Below are 16,608 nucleotides of genomic sequence, written 5' to 3'. Positions count from 1 at the left end.
CCGAGCGCGCCCGAGGCCGTCCCCCGTCCTTGCCCGGCGCGGCGGGCGGCTTCCGGACTCCACCTGAGAAGCCGCCCGCCCGGGGTAAGAGCGGGCCCGGTGACGGGGGATGCACCGGCCCGCTCCCTCTCCGAGTGCCCCCGTATCGGCCGTGCACACCTCTGTGCCGCCGAACAGGAATGCGGGCCGAACGGCCCCGATCATGACGGCAATCGGGGCCTGATGTCCCTGCCAGGACGGTGCCCCCGCAGGGTTGGGTGGAGCCATGACGCTCACCCACGGCGGCACCGCCTCCGTCCTCACCGAGCACTCCGTCGGCGACACCCACGTGGTCGCCCTGCACGGGGAGATCGATGTGGCGGCGGTGCCCCGCATCACGGCGCACCTCGACGCGCTGACCACGACCCCTTTCCCCGATGTCGTGGTCGACCTCCGCGAGGTGACCTTCGTCGACTGCGCGGGCCTGGGCGCCCTGTGCCGGGCGCAGACGCGGACGGTCGCCGGCAGCGGACGCCTGCGCCTGGTGACCGCCGAGGAGAATGTGCTGCGCGTCCTGCGCATGACGGATCTGAGCGCGTGCTTCGAGATCGCCCCTGCCCTGCCGTGGGAGACAGCCCCCTGCGCGCCGTGAACGCGGGCCGGCCCGCCTCCCCCGAAGCCGCACGGGTGGCGCGGGCGACGCCGCGCGCCCACGCTGGCCGAGTGAAACTCACCTTACGCGCGCGTGGCGCGGCGGACGCGGACACGGCCTGGCAGCGCTATCTGCACCCCGCACTCTGGCCGACCTGGGCGCCGCAGATCCGCTCCGTGGAGACCGGTGACACCTTGCGCGCCGGAATGCGGGGGCGCGTGCGGCCCGTGGTGGGGCCGGCCGTCGCCTTCGTCATCGCCTCCGTCGACCCCGAGGCCCGCACATGGAGCTGGCGCGTACAGGCGGGCCCGGTCCGCATGCGGCTGTCGCACGCCGTACGACCGTACGGAACCACGGGCTGCGCGACACGGCTGACGGTCGAGGGGCCCCTGCCTGTCGTCCTGGCCTACGCACCGTTGGCGCAAGTCGCACTGCGCCGCCTCGTACGTCCCTGAAGGCCCCGCACCCTCGTCCACCCGGCTCGTCCGGCTCGTCCGGCTCGTCCGGCAGGAGGGTGAGCGGCCCGGCGACCGCGGGATACAGTGCGCGCGAGACCCGGTTGTACCAGGAGGGGCAGCGTGACCGACGCGAGCAGGACCCAACCCGCCGACCCCGCCGACGAGACGCCACCGAGCGCCTTGCGCCGGCTGATGCGCTACATACCCCTCATCGCCCCGGTCCTGCTGTGGAGCGTGCCGTGCGGGGTCCTGCTGTACGCGGGCCAGGACTGGCCGCTGCCCGTCACGCTGGGCGGCACCGCGCTGTTCGTCCTCGGACTGGTCACCATGCCGCTCGCGATGGTGCGCGGCCACGGGCGACGGCAGCGCGACCGGGCGGCGATCGTCGGGGACACGCTGCTGGGGGCGAGCTGGACGCTGTTCACCTGGTCCGTCATCCTCGGCGTTCTGCTGCGGCTCGCTCTGGTCGCGGCCGGGGTCGGCGACGGCCAGGACCGCGCCCGCATCGTCACCTGGGCGGTCCTCGGCGTCGCCGCCGCGCTGCTCGTCTGGGGGTACGCCGAGACACGCCGGGTGCCGCGGGTGCGCAGCCTCGACGTTCAACTGCCGCGCCTTGGCGCCGGGTTGGACGGCGTCCGTGTCGCCCTCATCACCGACACCCACTACGGCCCGCTCGACCGCGCCCGCTGGTCGGCACGGGTGTGCGAGACGGTGAACGCCCTGGAGGCCGACATCGTCTGCCACACCGGCGACATCGCGGACGGCACGGCCGAGCGCCGCCACGACCAGGCCGCTCCGCTCGGCACCGTCCGAGCCACTTGGGCGCGCGTCTACGTCACCGGCAACCACGAGTACTACAGCGAGGCCCAGGGCTGGGTCGACCTGATGGACCAACTGGGCTGGGAACCGCTGCGCAACCGCCACCTGCTCCTCGAACGCGGCGGCGACACCCTCGTGGTGGCGGGCGTCGACGACGTCACGGCGGAGTCCTCCGGCCTGGCGGGTCACCGCGCCGACCTCGCCGAAGCCCTCCACTGCGCCGACCCGGAGCTGCCGGTGCTGCTCCTGGCCCACCAGCCCAAGTTCATCGACCGGGCGGCCGCGGGCGGCGTCGACCTCCAGCTCTCAGGACACACCCACGGCGGCCAGATCTGGCCCTTCCACCACCTGGTCCGCCTCGACCAGCCCGCCCTCGCGGGCCTCAGCCGCCACGGCACGCGCACCCTCCTCTACACCAGCCGCGGCACCGGCTTCTGGGGCCCGCCGTTCCGCGTCTTCGCCCCGAGCGAGATCACGCTGCTCGTGCTGCGCTCACCGCAGGGCGGTCCCGAGCACCGGCGCGCCTGAACGACGCGCCTCCGACCACGCAAGAATCGCCTGCGCCTTTCACGGCTCCCGATTTTCGCCGGAGCTTATTCCTTGACAGGAATATTCGCCGCGGAGAATACTGGAGCCATGGACGCACTCCTCTCGGCGCTGGCCGACCCGACGCGCTGGCGGCTCGTGAACCTTCTGGCCGAGCGGCCCCGCCCGGTCGGCGTCCTCGCCGAGCTGGTGGAGGCGCGTCAGCCGCAGACGACCAAGCACCTGCAGACCCTTGAGCGGGCCGGTGTGGTCACCTCACAGCGGACCGGCCAGCGCCGCGTCTACGCGCTGCGCCCCGATCCCCTGCGGGACCTGGCGGCCGCGCTGAGCCTGCTCGCCGACCGCGCGGACGCCGAGGACGGGCCGCGTGGGACCTTCGACCGGTACGGGCTCGCCCTGCACGCGGAGCGGCTCGCCGCGCAGGACCCGGGGTGGGCCGACGGCCGTTCCTTCACCTTCCGGCGACCGCTCCCCGTCCGCCCCGAACTGCTGTGGCACCATCTGACCGACCCCGAACTGCTGGCCCTGTGGTGGACGCCGGACGACCTCCGCGTCTCCGAGCTGATCTTCGAGGCGCACCCCGGCGGGCGGATCGTGCAGGAGTACCGCGACGCCGAGGACGTCGACGGCTCGGAACCGGCCGCCGGGCGCGCGGAAGGCGTCGTCGACGGTGTCCGCCCGGGCGAGCACCTCACCTACCGGCTCTCCCCGCAACTGCCCGACGGCAGCCCCGCCTTCACCGCCCACGTCGACCTGGGGCTTCACCCGAGCGACAGCGGCACGGAGCTGGACGTCCACTACCGGGTCACGGACAGCACGGTCGACTCGGCCGACTTCGTCGCGGGCATCGAGATCGGCTTCGGCCAGAGCCTCGACAAGCTCGCCGCGGCCTTCGCGCGCACAGACCGGCGCACCGAGGACAGCGGCACGGGCGAGCGCCCCATCGACACCACCAGCGACACCAACACCGACACAGGCACGGGCACAGGCACAGGCACGGGCACGGGCACGGGCACGGGCACGGGCACGGGCACGGGCACGGGCACGGGCACGGGCACGGGCACGGGCACAGACAGCGACACCAACACCAACACCGACCCAAGGAGCACCTCATGACTCAGCGGACCGGCGGCGGCCGCCGCGTCGTCACCAACATCGCCCTGTCCCTGGACGGCCGCTACGCCAAGCCCGACGACCCGTCGGACATGAGCTGGGTGATGCCGTACGCCGTCACCGACATCGCCCGCGACCACCTGACCGGCCTATGGGAGTCCGCGTCGACGGCCCTGCTCGGGCGGGTCAACGCCGAGGGTTTCCTGGGCTTCTGGCCCACCGTCATCGGCATGGAGGGCGCCGACCCGCGCGACGAGGGCTTCGCCAAGTGGCTCGTCGAGAGCGACAAGGTCGTCCTCTCCTCCACCCTCCGCGAGGCACCGTGGGAGCGGACGACACTCGCCGACGGGCCCACCGCCGAAGTGGTCGCCCGACTCAAGGGGACCGAGGGCGCGGACATCCTCGTCCTGTCCAGCGCGAGCGTCATCAAAGCGCTGCTCGCCGCCGACCAGGTCGACAGACTGGCACTCACGGTCTTCCCCGTCACGCTCGGAGGCGGCCCCCGTCTCTTCGACGACGGCCTGCCCGCCGGGCAGTGGGCCCTCGCCCACCAAAACGCGGGCGAGCACGGCACCCTGTCCCTCGTCTACGACCGGATCCGCTGACCCGGACACCCACCCTCGCTCCCCCCTTGGGCCTCACTCCGGCGGTGACGTACGGATGTAGTTCAAGGCCAGTTGGGTCAGCTCGGCCAGGAAGCGGTCCCGCGGGATGGGCGGCCGGTCGAGGAGGTAGCGGACCGTCAGATGCTCGACCGTGCGGACCAGCATCCACGCGGCCTCGTGCAGCGGAACGTCCGGGCGGAGTTCGTCGCGGCGGGTGGTGAGGTAGGCGAGGACCAGTTCGCCGATGCGGTCCTCGAAGACGCGCAGGGCCCGGCCGTCGTCGAGACGGGGGCCGTGCTCGACCGCGGCGCGGAGGAACGGCTGCTCCACGTCGAGGCCGTCGAGCAGCGTGGCGAGCGTGGCCCGGACGAGCACGGGCGCGGGCTGCTCGAACTGGCCCGTCATCCGGGCCGTGATCCCGGCGACCAACTGGTCGCTGTAGCGCTCGAGGACGGCGGAGACGATCGCGTCCTTGTGCGGGAAGTACTGGTACAGCGAGCCGGGGCTGAGACCGGCCGCCGTCGCTATGCGGCTGGTCGAGGCGCCTTCGTACCCGTGCTCGGCGAGGACCTGCTCGCCGGCCTCCAGGATGCGCCGCACCGTCGCCCGCGACCGGTCCTGACGCGGGGTCCTGCGCGGGGCAACGCGAGCGCGGGGTGCGCGAGGGGCGCCCGGTCCGGGCGATGACCTGGGCATCAGAAGGCGAGTTGAACGCGAATATGAGAGGCCGTCAGCATCGACTCATGGTCGCACACGAGCACCTGTCGCGAGAGCCCTCGGCCGAGCCGAATCCGACGCGGACGCCTTCACCGCACCGGTCCGCCCTTACGCCCCCGACGAGCCCGTCGCCCTCCCCCGTATACCCCAGGCGTTTCCGCGAGACCGAGCGCCGCAACCGTCGTGTGGGACGGCCGCTGCGGCTGTTGCGCCTCAGCCGTGGCCCCGTCGACGACCGGCTTCTCGCCACGATCGGCGAGCGGCTGACAGCACGCGACGAGGTAGCCGCCGCCCTGGCGCGCGCCATGCGCCCCGTCGACGCCGCCGGCCCCGGCCGGGTCACGATGCGGGAGTTCCGGCACGCGCTCGCCGACGGCATCGACGCCGTGCCCGAACCACCCGCCGCGTTGCGGGACTTCTTCGCCGCGGTCGACCCGGTGCCGGACTGGGTGGACTTCGACCTGGTCGACGAGGGGGGACGGGTGGCGCGCAGGTTCGGTCGCAGCGCCGCCGATGTGCTGTTGCAGCTCGCGCTGATCGGCTCGTACCGCTTCGACGGGCCGCCGCGGCTGCTGGTCGAGACGGGCGGGCTGCTCGGGGACTCCGCCTTGCGCAGGATCGCCGAGACACAGAAGTGGGCGACCGCGGTGACCGCTCCGGGCGCCCTGCGCCGCCCGGGCGAGGGGTTCCGCCTGACGGTGCAGGTCCGCGTCATGCACGCCCTGGTCAATCAGGCGTACGAGCGCGACGGCCGCTGGGACACCGAGCGTTGGGGGCTGCCGGTCAACCAGTCCGATCTCGCCTCGACGCTCGGCCTGTTCAACGCGGTCCAGTTGTTCGGGGTCCGTCTCCTCGGTGTGCGGGTGAGTCGCGCGGAGTCGCGCGCCTTCATGCACCTGTGGAAGTACGTCGGTCATCTCATGGGCGTCGACGCGGACTGGCTGTGCGACCGCGAGTCGGAGCAACACCGGCTCAATTACCACCTGTTGCTCACCCAGAGCTATGGCGGTCCGGCCGGTCCGCCCCTGGCCGGCGCGCTCGTCGAAGCGCAGCGCCACCTGCACTGCGACCACTTCGCCCGCGCGCGACACGCCTACGCGCGGGCCCGGCTGCTCAGCATGCTGCGCTACTTCCTCGGCCGCCAGGGCATGCGCGACCTGCACCTGCCGCTCACGCTCCCCTGGGCCGTGCCGCCCGTCATCGCCGCCAACCTCGTGCGCCACCATCTGCTCGGCCGCACCGAAAGGGGCCGCGCCCACCTGGAGCGCCGCGGCGACCGCTTCATCGAGCAGCATCTGCGCCGCCACTTCCACGAGCAGGCGCCCGCCATAGCGGAGCTCGACCGACCAGCGCCGCCCGGCGCGGTGCTCAAGGCGCGAAATCCGTGAGCGTCGAGGGGGCGGGCGTGAAAGGGTGCGGTTCGGTCAGGGCAGGGGGACACATGGGGCTCATTCACGGCTACGACATCTATCTGCGCCCTCGGAACGTCGCCAGGGCGCTGGCCAACCTGGCGGAGCTGGCGGCTCCGGGGCGCGCGGTGCCGCCCCTCGAAGTGACCCTGCCCGGCGGCGAACGGATCGTCCTGCCCTTCACCTCCCGCTTCGAGAGCGATCCGGTCGACTGCTGGACGGGCGGCACCCTCGAACTCGACATGTCCCTGACGTTCGCGGTCGATGACGCGCTGCGCGAGTACGAGCGGGAAGGTGGCCCCGCTTGCCGGACCGGCGGACATATGCGGATCGGGTACATCTACGCGACGATCCGGTTCGAGTCCTTCCTGTACCCCGACTACGCGTCGGTGGAGTGCTGGGCGGCTACGTCGAGGATGAGGCGATTGTTCGGGCGGTCGGGCAGCGTCCGGGAAGCGTTCACCGGGCTCGCCGCCGCCAGCGGCGCGGTGTGCTGTCTGTTCGACACTGGCGACGGCGCCCCCGAGCGGGTGTGCTGGCTCAGCGGCGAACCCGTGCGGGGCGGTGCCACGACCCCCGCTCTAGACATCCCCGCCCGGTGGTCCTTCGAGGATGGTCGGGGTGTATTCGAGAAGCTGGAGGCGGCCGTCGAAGGTGCGGCTCTCGACGAGGTCGAGGCGGATGTCGGGGTACGCGTCGAAGATCCGTTCCTGGCCGGTGGCGCCGGTGATGACCGGGAAGAGCACGACGCGGAAGCGGTCCACGAGACCGGCCGTGAGCAGTGACCGGCACAGCGAGAGACTGCCGAGGGTGCGCAGGGGGCGCGCGGAGTTCTTCTTCAGGTCACGTACCGCCTCCACCGCGTCGCCCCTGACCAGCTCTGTGTTCTGCCAGCTCAGCGGCGTCTCCAGGGTCGAGGAGAAGACCACCTTGGGCATGGTGTTCAACTCGGCGAAGCCGGGGTCGTCGGGCATCTGCGCGGCGAACCCGGACATCAGCCGATAGGTCGTGGCACCCATCAGGCTGGTGTGCTGTTTCTCGCCGTCACTGTCGAGCCAGCCGAGGTATTCGGGGCCCTCCATGCCCCAGAACCCCGGCCAGCCCTCTCCGGACGCGTAGCCGTCGAGCGAGATGATGAAGTCCACCATGAGGTCTGCCATCGGAACTCTCCCTCCGTACGTGGGCGCGTGTCATGGTGGTGACCGGCACCGACCCGGAAACTCATCGTCCGCGGGCCGGGCGAATCGCGTCTGGCCGGGCCCTGCCCCGCCGACACCGAGCACGGTGGTGCGCCTGATACATACCTGGTGCCACACATGTGCGGATGCGGGGCGCGCACCGGGAACCTCCCCCCGCACAATGATCGCCATGACCTCCCTCCACCTCAACCCGCTCTTCACCCGGCTCGCCGACGCGAGACACGTCCTCGTCGCGGGCGCGGGCGGCGGCTTCGACATCTACTCCGGCCTGCCACTGGCTCTCTCCCTCCTGCACCAGGGCAAGGAGGTCTCGCTCGCCAACCTCTCCTTCAGCGCGCTCGATGGTCTCCCTGCCGATGAGTGGGCGGCCCCGGACCTGGCCGCCGTCACCCCCGACTCCGCCCCGCACCAGCGCTACTTCCCGGAGCGGACGCTCGCCCAGTGGCTGGAGGGGCACGGCTATCCGTCCACCGTGTACGCCTTCCCGCAGACCGGGGTACGTCCTCTGCGCGCCGCCTACCAGGCGCTGGTCGAACTGCGGGGCATCGACGCCGTCGTCCTCGTCGACGGCGGTACGGACATCCTCATGCGCGGTGACGAAGCCGGTCTCGGCACTCCGGAGGAGGACCTGACCAGCGTGGCGGCGCTGGCAGCGCTGGACGACATAGCGATCCGGCTCGTCGTGTCCGTCGGGTTCGGGGTGGACGCATACCACGGTGTCAACCATGTGCAGGTGCTGGAGAACATCGCCGCACTGGAGCGCGACAGCGCGTATCTCGGCGCCTTCTCACTCCCCCGCTCCACCCGCGAGGGCGCCCTCTATCTCGACGCGGTGGCCCACGCGCAGCAGCGCACCGCCGAGCACCCCAGCATCGTCAATGGTTCCGTCGCGGCAGCGGTGCGCGGCGAGTTCGGCGACGTCCGGTTCACCGAACGCACCCGGGGCAGCGAGCTCTTCGTCAACCCGCTGATGTCCCTGTACTTCGCCTTCGAACTGCCGGCCCTTGCCGCCCGCTGCCTCTACTTGGACCGCATCGAGGACACGTATCTGATGCGCCAGGTGCAGACACGTATCGCCGACTACCGCGACACCGTCGTGACGCGCCCGCCGCGCGGCTTCCCGCATTAGGGCTAGCGGCTACGAGGCGTTCCCTCGGGGCCGATCGACTGTCAGACCCGTCTGGGATGCTCCGGGAATGGAGACGATCGCGGAGACGGGGACAGGGACGGGGACGGAGACGGACATGGAGACGGGCATGGAGATGGCCGTGCAGCTGACGATCGACTGCTCCGATCCTCAGCGGATGGTGGCCTTCTGGGCCGAGGCCCTCGGATACGTTCCCGAACCCCCGCCGGCCGGGCACGCCACATGGCGTGCCTACTGGGCGGCGACGGGGGTGCCCGAGGCGGAGCTGCCGACGGGGGCCGGGGACGTCCCCGAGTCGATCGTCGACCCCGCCGGGTACGGGCCGAGGGTGTGGTTCCAGCAGGTCCCGGAGGCGAAGACCGCCAAGAACCGCTGGCATTTCGACCTGAAGGTCGGCGGCGGCCGCGACGTCCCCCTGGACGTGCGCGCACAGCGGGTCAAGGACACGGTGGAACGACTGGTCGCGGCGGGTGCCACCGTGCTGCGGATCAAGGACGATCCCGGCACGGGGTTCTACGCCACGGCGATGCAGGACCCCGAGGGCAACGAGTTCGATGTCGTCTGAGAGCGGACCCGGCTTCCCCTGAGACCCGGGCCCGGCTTCCTCTGCGACCCGGGCCCGGATCCCTCACCCCGCGCGGGGCGGCAGTCTGTGCAGCGTCACCTCGGTCAGCTCCCCCTGGTCCGCCATGGCCGTCATGTATGTACAGAACGGCTGGCGGCGCCGGTCCGTCGGCGATCCCGGGTTCAGCAGGCGCAGCCCGCCCGGGGCCGTCGTGTCCCAGGGGATGTGGCTGTGCCCGAAGACCAGGACGTCGAGGTCGGGGAAGCGGTCGGCGCAGCGGCGTTCTCTTCCCTGGGCCGCGCCCGTCTCGTGGACGACGCCGAAGCGCAGCCCGCCGAGCTCCGCCCGGGCCACCTCCGGCAGACGCGCCCGCAGCTCGGGGCCGTCGTTGTTGCCGTAGACGCCGATCAGGCGCCGGGAGCGGGACTCCAGCAGATCGAGCGTCGCGGTGTCCACCCAGTCACCGGCGTGGACGACGACGTCGGCGCGCGCGATCTGCTCGAGCAGCTCCGCGGGCAGCTCCTTCGCTCGCTTCGGCAGATGGGTGTCCGACATCAGCAGCAGACGCATGCGGCCCACTATCGCGCATCGTCCGGCGCCTCTTCCGCACGTCAGCACCGTGCGCCCCGGGTGTCTGTGATCGTTTCGGGGGGAAGGGGCACCCCGTGCGCGAAGCAACTGACCCACTTCTCAACCTCGTCAAGCGTGGCAAGGAACCCGCCGTGGTGCAGACGGTGCGCTCCACCGCCGCGGCCGTGATCTCCTATGTCGTCGCCCTCCACCTCAGCAGCGAACCCGTCCCGCTCACCGCTCCGCTGACCGCCCTCCTCGTCGTCCAGGTCACCCTCTACGCGACCATCCGCACCGGCATCAGCCGGGTGAACGCCGTCGTGGCGGGCGTGCTCATCGCCATCGGTTTCAGCGCGCTCGTCGGGCTCACCTGGTGGAGCCTCGGCCTGATCATCCTGGCGGCGCTCACCATCGGACGGTTCGTCAAAGCGGGTGATTTCCTCGTCGAGGTCGCGATCAGCGCGATGCTGGTCCTCGGCGTCACCCAGGCGGCGGGCGCGGCCTGGGACCGCGTCCTGGAAACGCTGATCGGCGCGGTCGTCGGCCTTCTCTTCAACACCCTCTTCGTCCCTCCGGTGTGGGTGTCGACGGCCGGAGAGTCGCTGCTCGACCTGTCCGGCAGGATGTGCCGGCTGGCGAGCAGCATGCAGGAACAGCTCGCCCGGCCCGTGTCGGTCGCGGAGGCGGCGACGAAACTGCACGAGGCGCGCCGCCTCGACAACGACATCGCCGACGTCGACGCCGCGCTGCGGCAGGCCGAGGACAGTCTGCGGCTCAACCCGCGGGTCAAGGAGGGGCTCCTCTCCCGGGTCGTCCTGCGCACCGGCCTCGACACGCTCGAGATCTGCTCGGTGGTCCTGCGGGTGTCGTCCCGGACCCTCACCGATCTGGCCAAGGCCCGCGCGGGCGAACCGCTCTTCCCGGCGCACATCGCTGCCGCGTTCCAGGAGATGTACACCCACATCGGCGGCGCGTTCCAGGCGTTCGCCGTGCTCATCACCTCGCAGGTCAGCGCGAACGCGGAGGACGCCGAGTCCCGCCTCACCGAGGAACTCGCCGCCGGACGCAAGAGCCGTGACCAGGTCGCCGACATGCTCCTCGACCTCGTCCAGGCCCACCCCGGGCAGTGGCAGCTGCACGGTGCCCTGCTGGCCGAGGCCGACCGCATCCTGGACGAGATGGACGTCGAGAAGCGCTCCGCACGCCTGGTGGAGGAACTCGACCTGCGCTCCCGCGAGATGCAGGACAAATACCCCCGCCTGACCGAACTGAGGCGCCGCCTCCGCAACACGTCCCGCCGCTTGCGCCGCCGTCGCTGAGGGCCACCGCCGCACCGGCGAGCAGTACCCCCCGCCCCGGTCCTCGGCTCGCAGGACCAGGAGCAGCGCCCCTACGTATCGCTCGGCCCTCGCTCGACCTCCGGGCGGCGGGAGCGCTTCTGGGTGCCACAACCCGGACTGGGACACATGGGGTGTGACAGTGCGGGACCCGGACGGGTATCTGCTGGTGCTGTCCGCCCGCGGCTGGTCCACCTCGTAGGCCGAGCCTCGGCCGCTCGGAGTCAGCCGCTACGCGACCACCGCCGCCTCTCCCCCGGTCAGGCTCAGCAGTTGCTCGAACGTCGTCGGGAAGAGGGTGTGGGGCATGCCTCCGCCCGCCCAGATCTGCCCGTGCTCCTCGAGGGCCGTGTCGACCAGTGTGCGCACCGGGCGCGGGTGGCCCACGGGTGCCACGCCTCCGACCTCCTGGCCGGTCGCGGCGAGTACGAAGGCGGGGTCGGCGCGGCGGATTCTGTTGCGTGCCACGCCCAGCAGGCGGGCGACGAGGCGGGTGTCCACGCGGTGGGCCCCGCTGGTGACGACGAGCAGGGGTTCGCCGTCGACGGAGAAGATCAGGCTGTTGGCGATCGCCCCGACCGGGCAGCCGACTTGCTCCGCGGCCGCGGCGGCGGTGCGCGCCTCCGCGGGGAGTTCGACCACTTCCTCGGTGGCGCCGCTGCGGCGCAGGGCGGCGCGGACTCTCTCCACGGGGTCGTGGCCCCGGGGCCGGCCGGGCGCGGGTTCGGCTCGCTGTCGTTCCGGGGCCAGGATCGCCCAGAGTTGCTTGTCGTGGCGTGCCCCGTCGTACTTCCACGCCTCGCGCCGTACGCCTTCGAGCGTCATGCCGAGCCGCTTCGCCACCGCCGAGCTGCGGTCGTTGTCGGCGCGGCAGTGCCATTCGGCGCGGTGCAGTCCCCGGGTGGTGAACGCCCAGTCCAGCAGCGCGTCGCACGCCCGCGTGATCAGCCCGTACCCTTCCGCGGCGGGTTCCAGCCAGCACCCGATCTCACACGTACCGGCGGCGGCGTCGAAGGCGACGAACATGACGCCGCCGACCAGGACGCCGTTCTGCCAGATGCCGTAGAGGCGGGCGCCGTCGTGGGCCCGGCGTTCGGCGTACCGCTGGAGCGTGGCCCGCGCCCCGGCCACGTCGCCGGTGACGAACGCGGGCCCGACCCACGGCCGGATGTGCTCGCGCGCCCGGTCCATGTGGGCGGCGAACTCCTCGGCGTGCCAGACCTCCAGTTCGCCGAGGCGGGCGTCGTCACGCAGGGGCAGCGAGAACATGGGCACCGGCACCTTCCATTTACATAACAGGCGTTACGGCAATGTACCGTGGCGGCATGGCACGCACCAAGGGAGATCACGAGGCCCGCCGACGCGACGTCTCCGCGGCGGTCTGGCAGGTGATGGCCACCCGCGGCTTCGCCGGTCTGACCCTGCGGGCGGTCGCCGCCGAACTCGGGGCGACGACCGGGCTGCTCACGCACTACTTCCCGACCAAGCGGGCCCTGGTGGAGTACGCGCTCGACCTGCTCGAACAGCGCACGCTCTCCCGTCCCCGGCGTGCGGCGGGCGAAGGTCTGGCCGCCTTCAGGGCCGCGCTTCTCGACATCCTGCCGCTGACTCCCGAGGCCACCGACAGCAACCGGATCTGGGTCTCGTCCTGGGACGCCTCGCTCTCCGACCCCGTACTGAGCGACGACTACGCCCGTAAGTACGCCGACAGCCGCGACAGGCTCGCCGAGCGGGTGGCCGCCGCTCAAGAACGCGGCGAACTGCCGGGCGGCGACCCCGCGCACATCGCGGCCACGGCGCAATCATTCGTACTCGGTTTGGTGGTGCAGGCATTGTTCGCGCCGGAGACGTTTCCGCCGGATCGCCAGATCGCTTTGCTGGACGATTTCCTGGCCGGCCTGGCCCGGCCTTTTCCTGAAGCGGTCAGTCCTCGGCGCGGTGCAGTTTGATCTCGCGGTTCACGAAGAGGTGCACGAAACCGCAGTGCCAGCAGATCAGTCCCGTAGCGGTTTCGTCCGCCCACGCCAGCTTGAACAACTCGCCGCCCGTGCTGTTGAGTTTCACTCCTCGTTCACGGAAGAGATCGCTCTTGCAGACCTGGCAGGAAATCCACATGTCCCCCAGTGACGCACGCACCGCTTTGGCCATCTTGCCCATCCCTTCCGAGCGGATTCCGGTTGATCATCGTAGGGGTGTCGCCGACGAAGTTCTTACTCAAGTCGCCGTGACGGCGGACATTGCGATGAGAGAGTGCGCTCACCGCAACCCCTTCCTGGAGGCGCCGTGAATCACCAGGCCGGGGAGACGTAGCCGGCTCGGCCGAATTGGTCGCTCCGAGGAGGTTAGCGGGACGGCCTGACAGGACATGCGTACGGAGGCTGCGGTGCGGCCCGGCCCGCGGGAAGTGGTCCGCGGGGGCCGCGTTCGCAGGTGTCCTGTTCACAGATGCTGGGTTCACAGGTGCCGGGTTCACACGTGCTGTGTGCACACGTGCTGTGTTCGTGGGTGCTGTGTTCGTAGGTGCGTGTTTCGTAGGTGAGTGAGGTGTGTGTGCATGCGTGAGGCAACGCAGGGTCGACGCGTCGAGACGGTGGCCCGGCCGGGGGCGGCCGAGGTCAAGCCGCAGTGGCAGAACCTGTTCCAGGCGCCGGTCTATCAGGGTGACTTCGCCGACCACATGGACGTGGAGGTGGAGGTGAGGATGGAGTCGGAGCAGGCTGGCGGCGCCCCTCGCCGACGCGGCCGTCGCCGTCCGTCCTGATCCTCGCCCCGGCCGCGCCGGTCCCGCGAGCTACTGACGCGGCTCGGCCGCCCGCGCCGTGACCCGCTCGTCGGCGTGCGCGTCGGCCACTGCGGTCTGCTCCTGCCCGACGCCGTTCCCCGGGCCCCGCAGCATTACGTACACCAGCAGCCCGGCCATGACCGCGGCACCCACCCACATGGCCTGTTGCCAGCCGTGCACGAAGGACTGCTGTGCCGCGGCGACCACGTCCTGCGCTCGGGCCCCTGCTCGCGGCGCGGCCTCGACCGCGTTGGCGACACCTTCGCGGGCGGGGGCCGCGGCGTCGTCCGGGATGCCGGCGAGGCGGCCGTCCATGGCGTCGCGGTAGCCCGCCGACAGAAGGGCTCCGAGCATGGCGACGCCGAGGGCGGTGCCGAACTCACGCGTGACGTCGTTGAGGGCGGAGGCCACGCCCTGCTGGGCGCGGGGCAGGGAACCGGTGATCGCCTCGGTGGACGGTGTCATCGACAGGCCCATGCCGATGCCCATGGCGATCATGCCGGCCAGGATGGACAGGTATCCGCCGCTCACGGAGACGAACAGGGCCATCAGTGCCAGGCCGAGCGCGGCCACGGCGACGCCCAGCCCCATGGTGGAGCGGGCTCCGATCCTGGCTGCCAGCTTCGGGGCCAGGCCCGACGTCAGCATCATCATGACCGCCATCGGCATCATCGCCACCGTGGACAGCAGACCCGTCCAGCCCAGAACGGCCTGGAAGAACGGGAAGAGGACCACGGCGATACCCGCCTGGACGCCGAAGACGACCAGCAGGGTGACCGATCCGCTCGCCAGGCCGCGCTCGCGGAACAGGCGCACATCGAGCAACGAGGCGTCGCGGCGGCGCAGTTCCCAGGCGACGAAGGCGACGGCGGCCAGGACGCCGACCGCGAGCCCCGCAAGAGTCGCCGGTGCGGTCCAGCCGCGTTCGGGGCCTTCTTGCAGCACGAAGATCAGGCCGATCACGGCGACCGCCGACAGGAGGGCGCCCGTCACGTCGAGGGGGTGGCGCGCGCTCTCGCGGGAGTTGGGCACCGCCTTCCAGGTCATCGCCAGTGCCACGACGACCAGGACGACGGGCAGGAAGAACAGCAGGCGCCAGTCGGCGACGTCGACGAGGAGCGCGGAGAGAAACATTCCGAGGATGCCGCCGCCTCCCGCGACGCCGGTCCACACACCTATCGCCTTGCCCCGCCGCTCCTCGGGGAAGGTGGAGGTGATGACGGCCAGCGTGATCGGCATGATCGTCGCGGCGCCGACCCCTGCGGCCACACGCGCGGCGATCATCACACCCGCCGAGGGGGCCAGACCCGCCACGACGCTGGCGGCGCCGAAGAGGGTCAGGCCCGCGAGCAGCATGGGTTTGCGGCCGATCCGGTCGCCGATCGCGCCCAGCGGCAGCAGCAGCGCGGCCAGGGCCAGGGTGTAGATGTTGATGATCCACAGAACGGTGTTCTGCGAGGCGCCGAATTCCACCGCCATGTGGGTCTGTGCGACGTTCAGTCCGGACACCGACGCGATGACGGCCATCAGCGCGATCGAGACGGCGATCAGAATCGTACGCAGTTGTCGCGCGTCCGGCGTTCTCGCGTCGCCGGGCGGGACGGTCGCCGCGCGGGACGGCTGCGGATCACTCATGGATTCTCCTCAGGTACACGGCACATGTGTTTCGTGTTCCGACGTTAGGTGTGCCTTGCCTGAAAGGTATACAAGGTTGCGCATGACGCAAGAAGACGGTGCCGTGGAGGGCCTCGTGCGCAAAGGGAAGTCGTGGGCGCGGCGCCCGCACCGGCGCACCGGCGCTCATGCACGGACGCGCGATCCCCGGGTACGGGAACCGCCATGGGCGAGATACTCGTGGGCACGTGTTCGTGGACAGACCCGGCGCTGGTACGCAGCGGCTGGTATCCGGCCGGGCACCGGGACGCCGAAGGGCGGCTGCGGTTCTATGCGGGGCGGTTCCCGGTCGTCGAGGCCGACGCGTCGTACTTCGCCCTGCCGCAGGAGCGGGTCAGCCGGATGTGGGCCGAGCGCACCCCGGACGGTTTCACCTTCGACGTGAAGGCGTTCTCCTTGCTGACCGGACATCCCACGCGTGCGGCGGTGATGCCGGACGGGCTGCCGCCCGACGCCGGGGACGACGGCGTGCTCGACGCGGTGTGGGCGCGGTTCGCCGAGGCCGTGACGCCGTTGCGGCAGTCCGGCCGGCTCGGCAGCGTGCTGTTCCAGTTCCCGCCGTGGCTGCGGCCCGGCGAACGGGCCGACCGGGTCCTCGCGCGGACCGCGCGGCGCACCGCGGGCTGGCCGGTCGCCGTGGAGTTCCGGCATCCGGACTGGTGGCGTGCGGGGCGGGCCGAGGACACGTGTGCGCGCCTCGCGAATCTGGGCATGGCCGCGGTCGCCGTCGACATGGCCCAGGGTCTGCCGTCCTCCATCCCCCCGGTCACCCCGGTCGGCGACCCGCGCCTCACCGTCGTACGGTTCCACGGGCGCAGCGCGTCCTGGGGTCGGGGCAGCAAGGAGGACCGCTTCCGGCACACGTATGACGACGCCGAACTGTCCGGGTGGCTGCCGCGGTTGCGGGAACTCGCCGGACAGGTCGAGCGGATGCACGTGCTGTTCAACAACTGCTGCGGCGACGCCTCCGTGCGGGCCGCCGAGCGGATGCGTGAACTGTTGCGGGAGGCCCGGTCGTCCGTGTGACCTCGCGGAG

General features: G+C 71.4%; 19 protein-coding genes and 3 pseudogenes. 14 read left to right on the top strand and 8 right to left on the bottom strand.

What is annotated here, in order from left to right; all coding sequences use genetic code 11:
* The first annotated feature begins 265 nt into the window (after nt 1-265).
* From C1N81_RS42235 to C1N81_RS42215, 5 genes and pseudogenes are all read left to right on the top strand, one after another.
* On the top strand, nt 266-631 hold the full coding sequence (locus C1N81_RS42235) for an STAS domain-containing protein (RefSeq protein ID WP_394436889.1): 366 nt from the start codon (nt 266-268) through the stop codon (nt 629-631).
* 71 nt (nt 632-702) lie between these two features.
* Nucleotides 703-1,086 carry an SRPBCC family protein gene (locus C1N81_RS42230; RefSeq protein WP_394436887.1) on the top strand — a complete coding sequence of 128 codons (384 nt, stop codon included), beginning with the start codon at nt 703-705 and terminating at the stop codon, nt 1,084-1,086.
* A gap of 123 nt (nt 1,087-1,209) precedes the next feature.
* Nucleotides 1,210-2,436 carry a metallophosphoesterase gene (locus tag C1N81_RS42225; protein ID WP_394436885.1) on the top strand — a complete coding sequence of 409 codons (1,227 nt, stop codon included), beginning with the start codon at nt 1,210-1,212 and terminating at the stop codon, nt 2,434-2,436.
* A 108-nt stretch (nt 2,437-2,544) separates the two neighbouring features.
* Nucleotides 2,545-3,378: pseudogene (locus C1N81_RS42220) on the top strand (metalloregulator ArsR/SmtB family transcription factor); the annotation flags it as partial.
* 188 nt (nt 3,379-3,566) lie between these two features.
* Nucleotides 3,567-4,172, top strand: a complete 606-nt coding sequence (locus tag C1N81_RS42215) for a dihydrofolate reductase family protein (RefSeq protein WP_394436884.1) — start codon at nt 3,567-3,569, stop codon at nt 4,170-4,172.
* 33 nt (nt 4,173-4,205) lie between these two features.
* Here C1N81_RS42215 and C1N81_RS42210 read toward each other — a convergent pair whose 3' ends face one another.
* Nucleotides 4,206-4,772, bottom strand: coding sequence for a TetR/AcrR family transcriptional regulator (locus C1N81_RS42210; RefSeq protein WP_394436882.1), 567 nt, complete (start codon nt 4,770-4,772; stop codon nt 4,206-4,208).
* Nucleotides 4,773-5,074: 302 nt separating this feature from the next.
* On the opposite strand from C1N81_RS42210, the gene C1N81_RS42205 reads away from it, so the two are divergent.
* Nucleotides 5,075-6,277, top strand: coding sequence for an oxygenase MpaB family protein (locus tag C1N81_RS42205; protein WP_394436880.1), 1,203 nt, complete (start codon nt 5,075-5,077; stop codon nt 6,275-6,277).
* A gap of 400 nt (nt 6,278-6,677) precedes the next feature.
* Here C1N81_RS42205 and C1N81_RS42200 read toward each other — a convergent pair whose 3' ends face one another.
* Both C1N81_RS42200 and C1N81_RS42195 read right to left on the bottom strand, forming a co-directional pair.
* On the bottom strand, nt 6,678-6,806 hold the full coding sequence (locus tag C1N81_RS42200; protein WP_394436878.1) for a hypothetical protein: 129 nt from the start codon (nt 6,804-6,806) through the stop codon (nt 6,678-6,680).
* A 73-nt stretch (nt 6,807-6,879) separates the two neighbouring features.
* Nucleotides 6,880-7,458 (bottom strand): dihydrofolate reductase family protein, encoded by a 579-nt coding sequence (locus C1N81_RS42195; protein ID WP_394436877.1) that lies wholly within the window; start codon nt 7,456-7,458, stop codon nt 6,880-6,882.
* 208 nt (nt 7,459-7,666) lie between these two features.
* Here C1N81_RS42195 and C1N81_RS42190 point away from each other — a divergent pair, with 208 nt between their 5' ends.
* Nucleotides 7,667-8,626, top strand: a complete 960-nt coding sequence (locus tag C1N81_RS42190) for a DUF1152 domain-containing protein (RefSeq protein WP_394436875.1) — start codon at nt 7,667-7,669, stop codon at nt 8,624-8,626.
* A gap of 127 nt (nt 8,627-8,753) precedes the next feature.
* Nucleotides 8,754-9,209, top strand: coding sequence for a VOC family protein (locus C1N81_RS42185; RefSeq protein WP_394438569.1), 456 nt, complete (start codon nt 8,754-8,756; stop codon nt 9,207-9,209).
* A 63-nt stretch (nt 9,210-9,272) separates the two neighbouring features.
* Here the strand turns inward: C1N81_RS42185 and C1N81_RS42180 are convergent, their stop codons facing one another.
* The gene (locus tag C1N81_RS42180) at nt 9,273-9,779 is read right to left on the bottom strand and encodes a metallophosphoesterase family protein (protein WP_394436873.1); all 507 of its coding nucleotides are present in this window, start codon (nt 9,777-9,779) and stop codon (nt 9,273-9,275) included.
* Between the two features lie 95 nt (nt 9,780-9,874).
* Here C1N81_RS42180 and C1N81_RS42175 point away from each other — a divergent pair, with 95 nt between their 5' ends.
* Nucleotides 9,875-11,098: an FUSC family protein gene (locus C1N81_RS42175; protein WP_394436871.1), complete on the top strand. Its 1,224-nt coding sequence runs from the start codon at nt 9,875-9,877 to the stop codon at nt 11,096-11,098.
* Between the two features lie 124 nt (nt 11,099-11,222).
* Nucleotides 11,223-11,318, top strand: a pseudogene (locus tag C1N81_RS42170) (VOC family protein); the annotation flags it as partial.
* 29 nt (nt 11,319-11,347) lie between these two features.
* On the opposite strand, the gene C1N81_RS42165 reads toward C1N81_RS42170, so the two are convergent.
* Both C1N81_RS42165 and C1N81_RS42160 read right to left on the bottom strand, forming a co-directional pair.
* A complete protein-coding gene (locus C1N81_RS42165; protein WP_394438567.1) occupies nt 11,348-11,758 on the bottom strand; it encodes a YbaK/EbsC family protein in 411 nt (136 codons plus the stop codon).
* A gap of 90 nt (nt 11,759-11,848) precedes the next feature.
* Nucleotides 11,849-12,385, bottom strand: a pseudogene (locus tag C1N81_RS42160) (GNAT family N-acetyltransferase); the annotation flags it as partial.
* Between the two features lie 56 nt (nt 12,386-12,441).
* On the opposite strand from C1N81_RS42160, the gene C1N81_RS42155 reads away from it, so the two are divergent.
* Nucleotides 12,442-13,065 carry a TetR/AcrR family transcriptional regulator gene (locus tag C1N81_RS42155; RefSeq protein ID WP_394436869.1) on the top strand — a complete coding sequence of 208 codons (624 nt, stop codon included), beginning with the start codon at nt 12,442-12,444 and terminating at the stop codon, nt 13,063-13,065.
* Here the strand turns inward: C1N81_RS42155 and C1N81_RS42150 are convergent.
* Nucleotides 13,040-13,273: a hypothetical protein gene (locus tag C1N81_RS42150; protein ID WP_394436867.1), complete on the bottom strand. Its 234-nt coding sequence runs from the start codon at nt 13,271-13,273 to the stop codon at nt 13,040-13,042. The genes C1N81_RS42155 and C1N81_RS42150 overlap by 26 nt on opposite strands.
* Nucleotides 13,274-13,440: 167 nt before the next feature.
* On the opposite strand from C1N81_RS42150, the gene C1N81_RS42145 reads away from it, so the two are divergent.
* Nucleotides 13,441-13,659: a pentapeptide repeat-containing protein gene (locus C1N81_RS42145; RefSeq protein ID WP_394436865.1), complete on the top strand. Its 219-nt coding sequence runs from the start codon at nt 13,441-13,443 to the stop codon at nt 13,657-13,659.
* An 11-nt stretch (nt 13,660-13,670) separates the two neighbouring features.
* Nucleotides 13,671-13,877, top strand: a complete 207-nt coding sequence (locus C1N81_RS42140; protein ID WP_394436863.1) for a hypothetical protein — start codon at nt 13,671-13,673, stop codon at nt 13,875-13,877.
* 30 nt (nt 13,878-13,907) lie between these two features.
* Here the strand turns inward: C1N81_RS42140 and C1N81_RS42135 are convergent, their stop codons facing one another.
* On the bottom strand, nt 13,908-15,533 hold the full coding sequence (locus tag C1N81_RS42135) for a DHA2 family efflux MFS transporter permease subunit (protein ID WP_394436861.1): 1,626 nt from the start codon (nt 15,531-15,533) through the stop codon (nt 13,908-13,910).
* 204 nt (nt 15,534-15,737) lie between these two features.
* Here C1N81_RS42135 and C1N81_RS42130 point away from each other — a divergent pair, with 204 nt between their 5' ends.
* Nucleotides 15,738-16,598 carry a DUF72 domain-containing protein gene (locus C1N81_RS42130; RefSeq protein ID WP_394436859.1) on the top strand — a complete coding sequence of 287 codons (861 nt, stop codon included), beginning with the start codon at nt 15,738-15,740 and terminating at the stop codon, nt 16,596-16,598.
* Nucleotides 16,599-16,608: the final 10 nt, after the last annotated feature.

The organism is Streptomyces sp. SGAir0957 (assembly GCF_043523415.1).
This window is presented reverse-complemented; position numbering and strand designations above follow the sequence as displayed.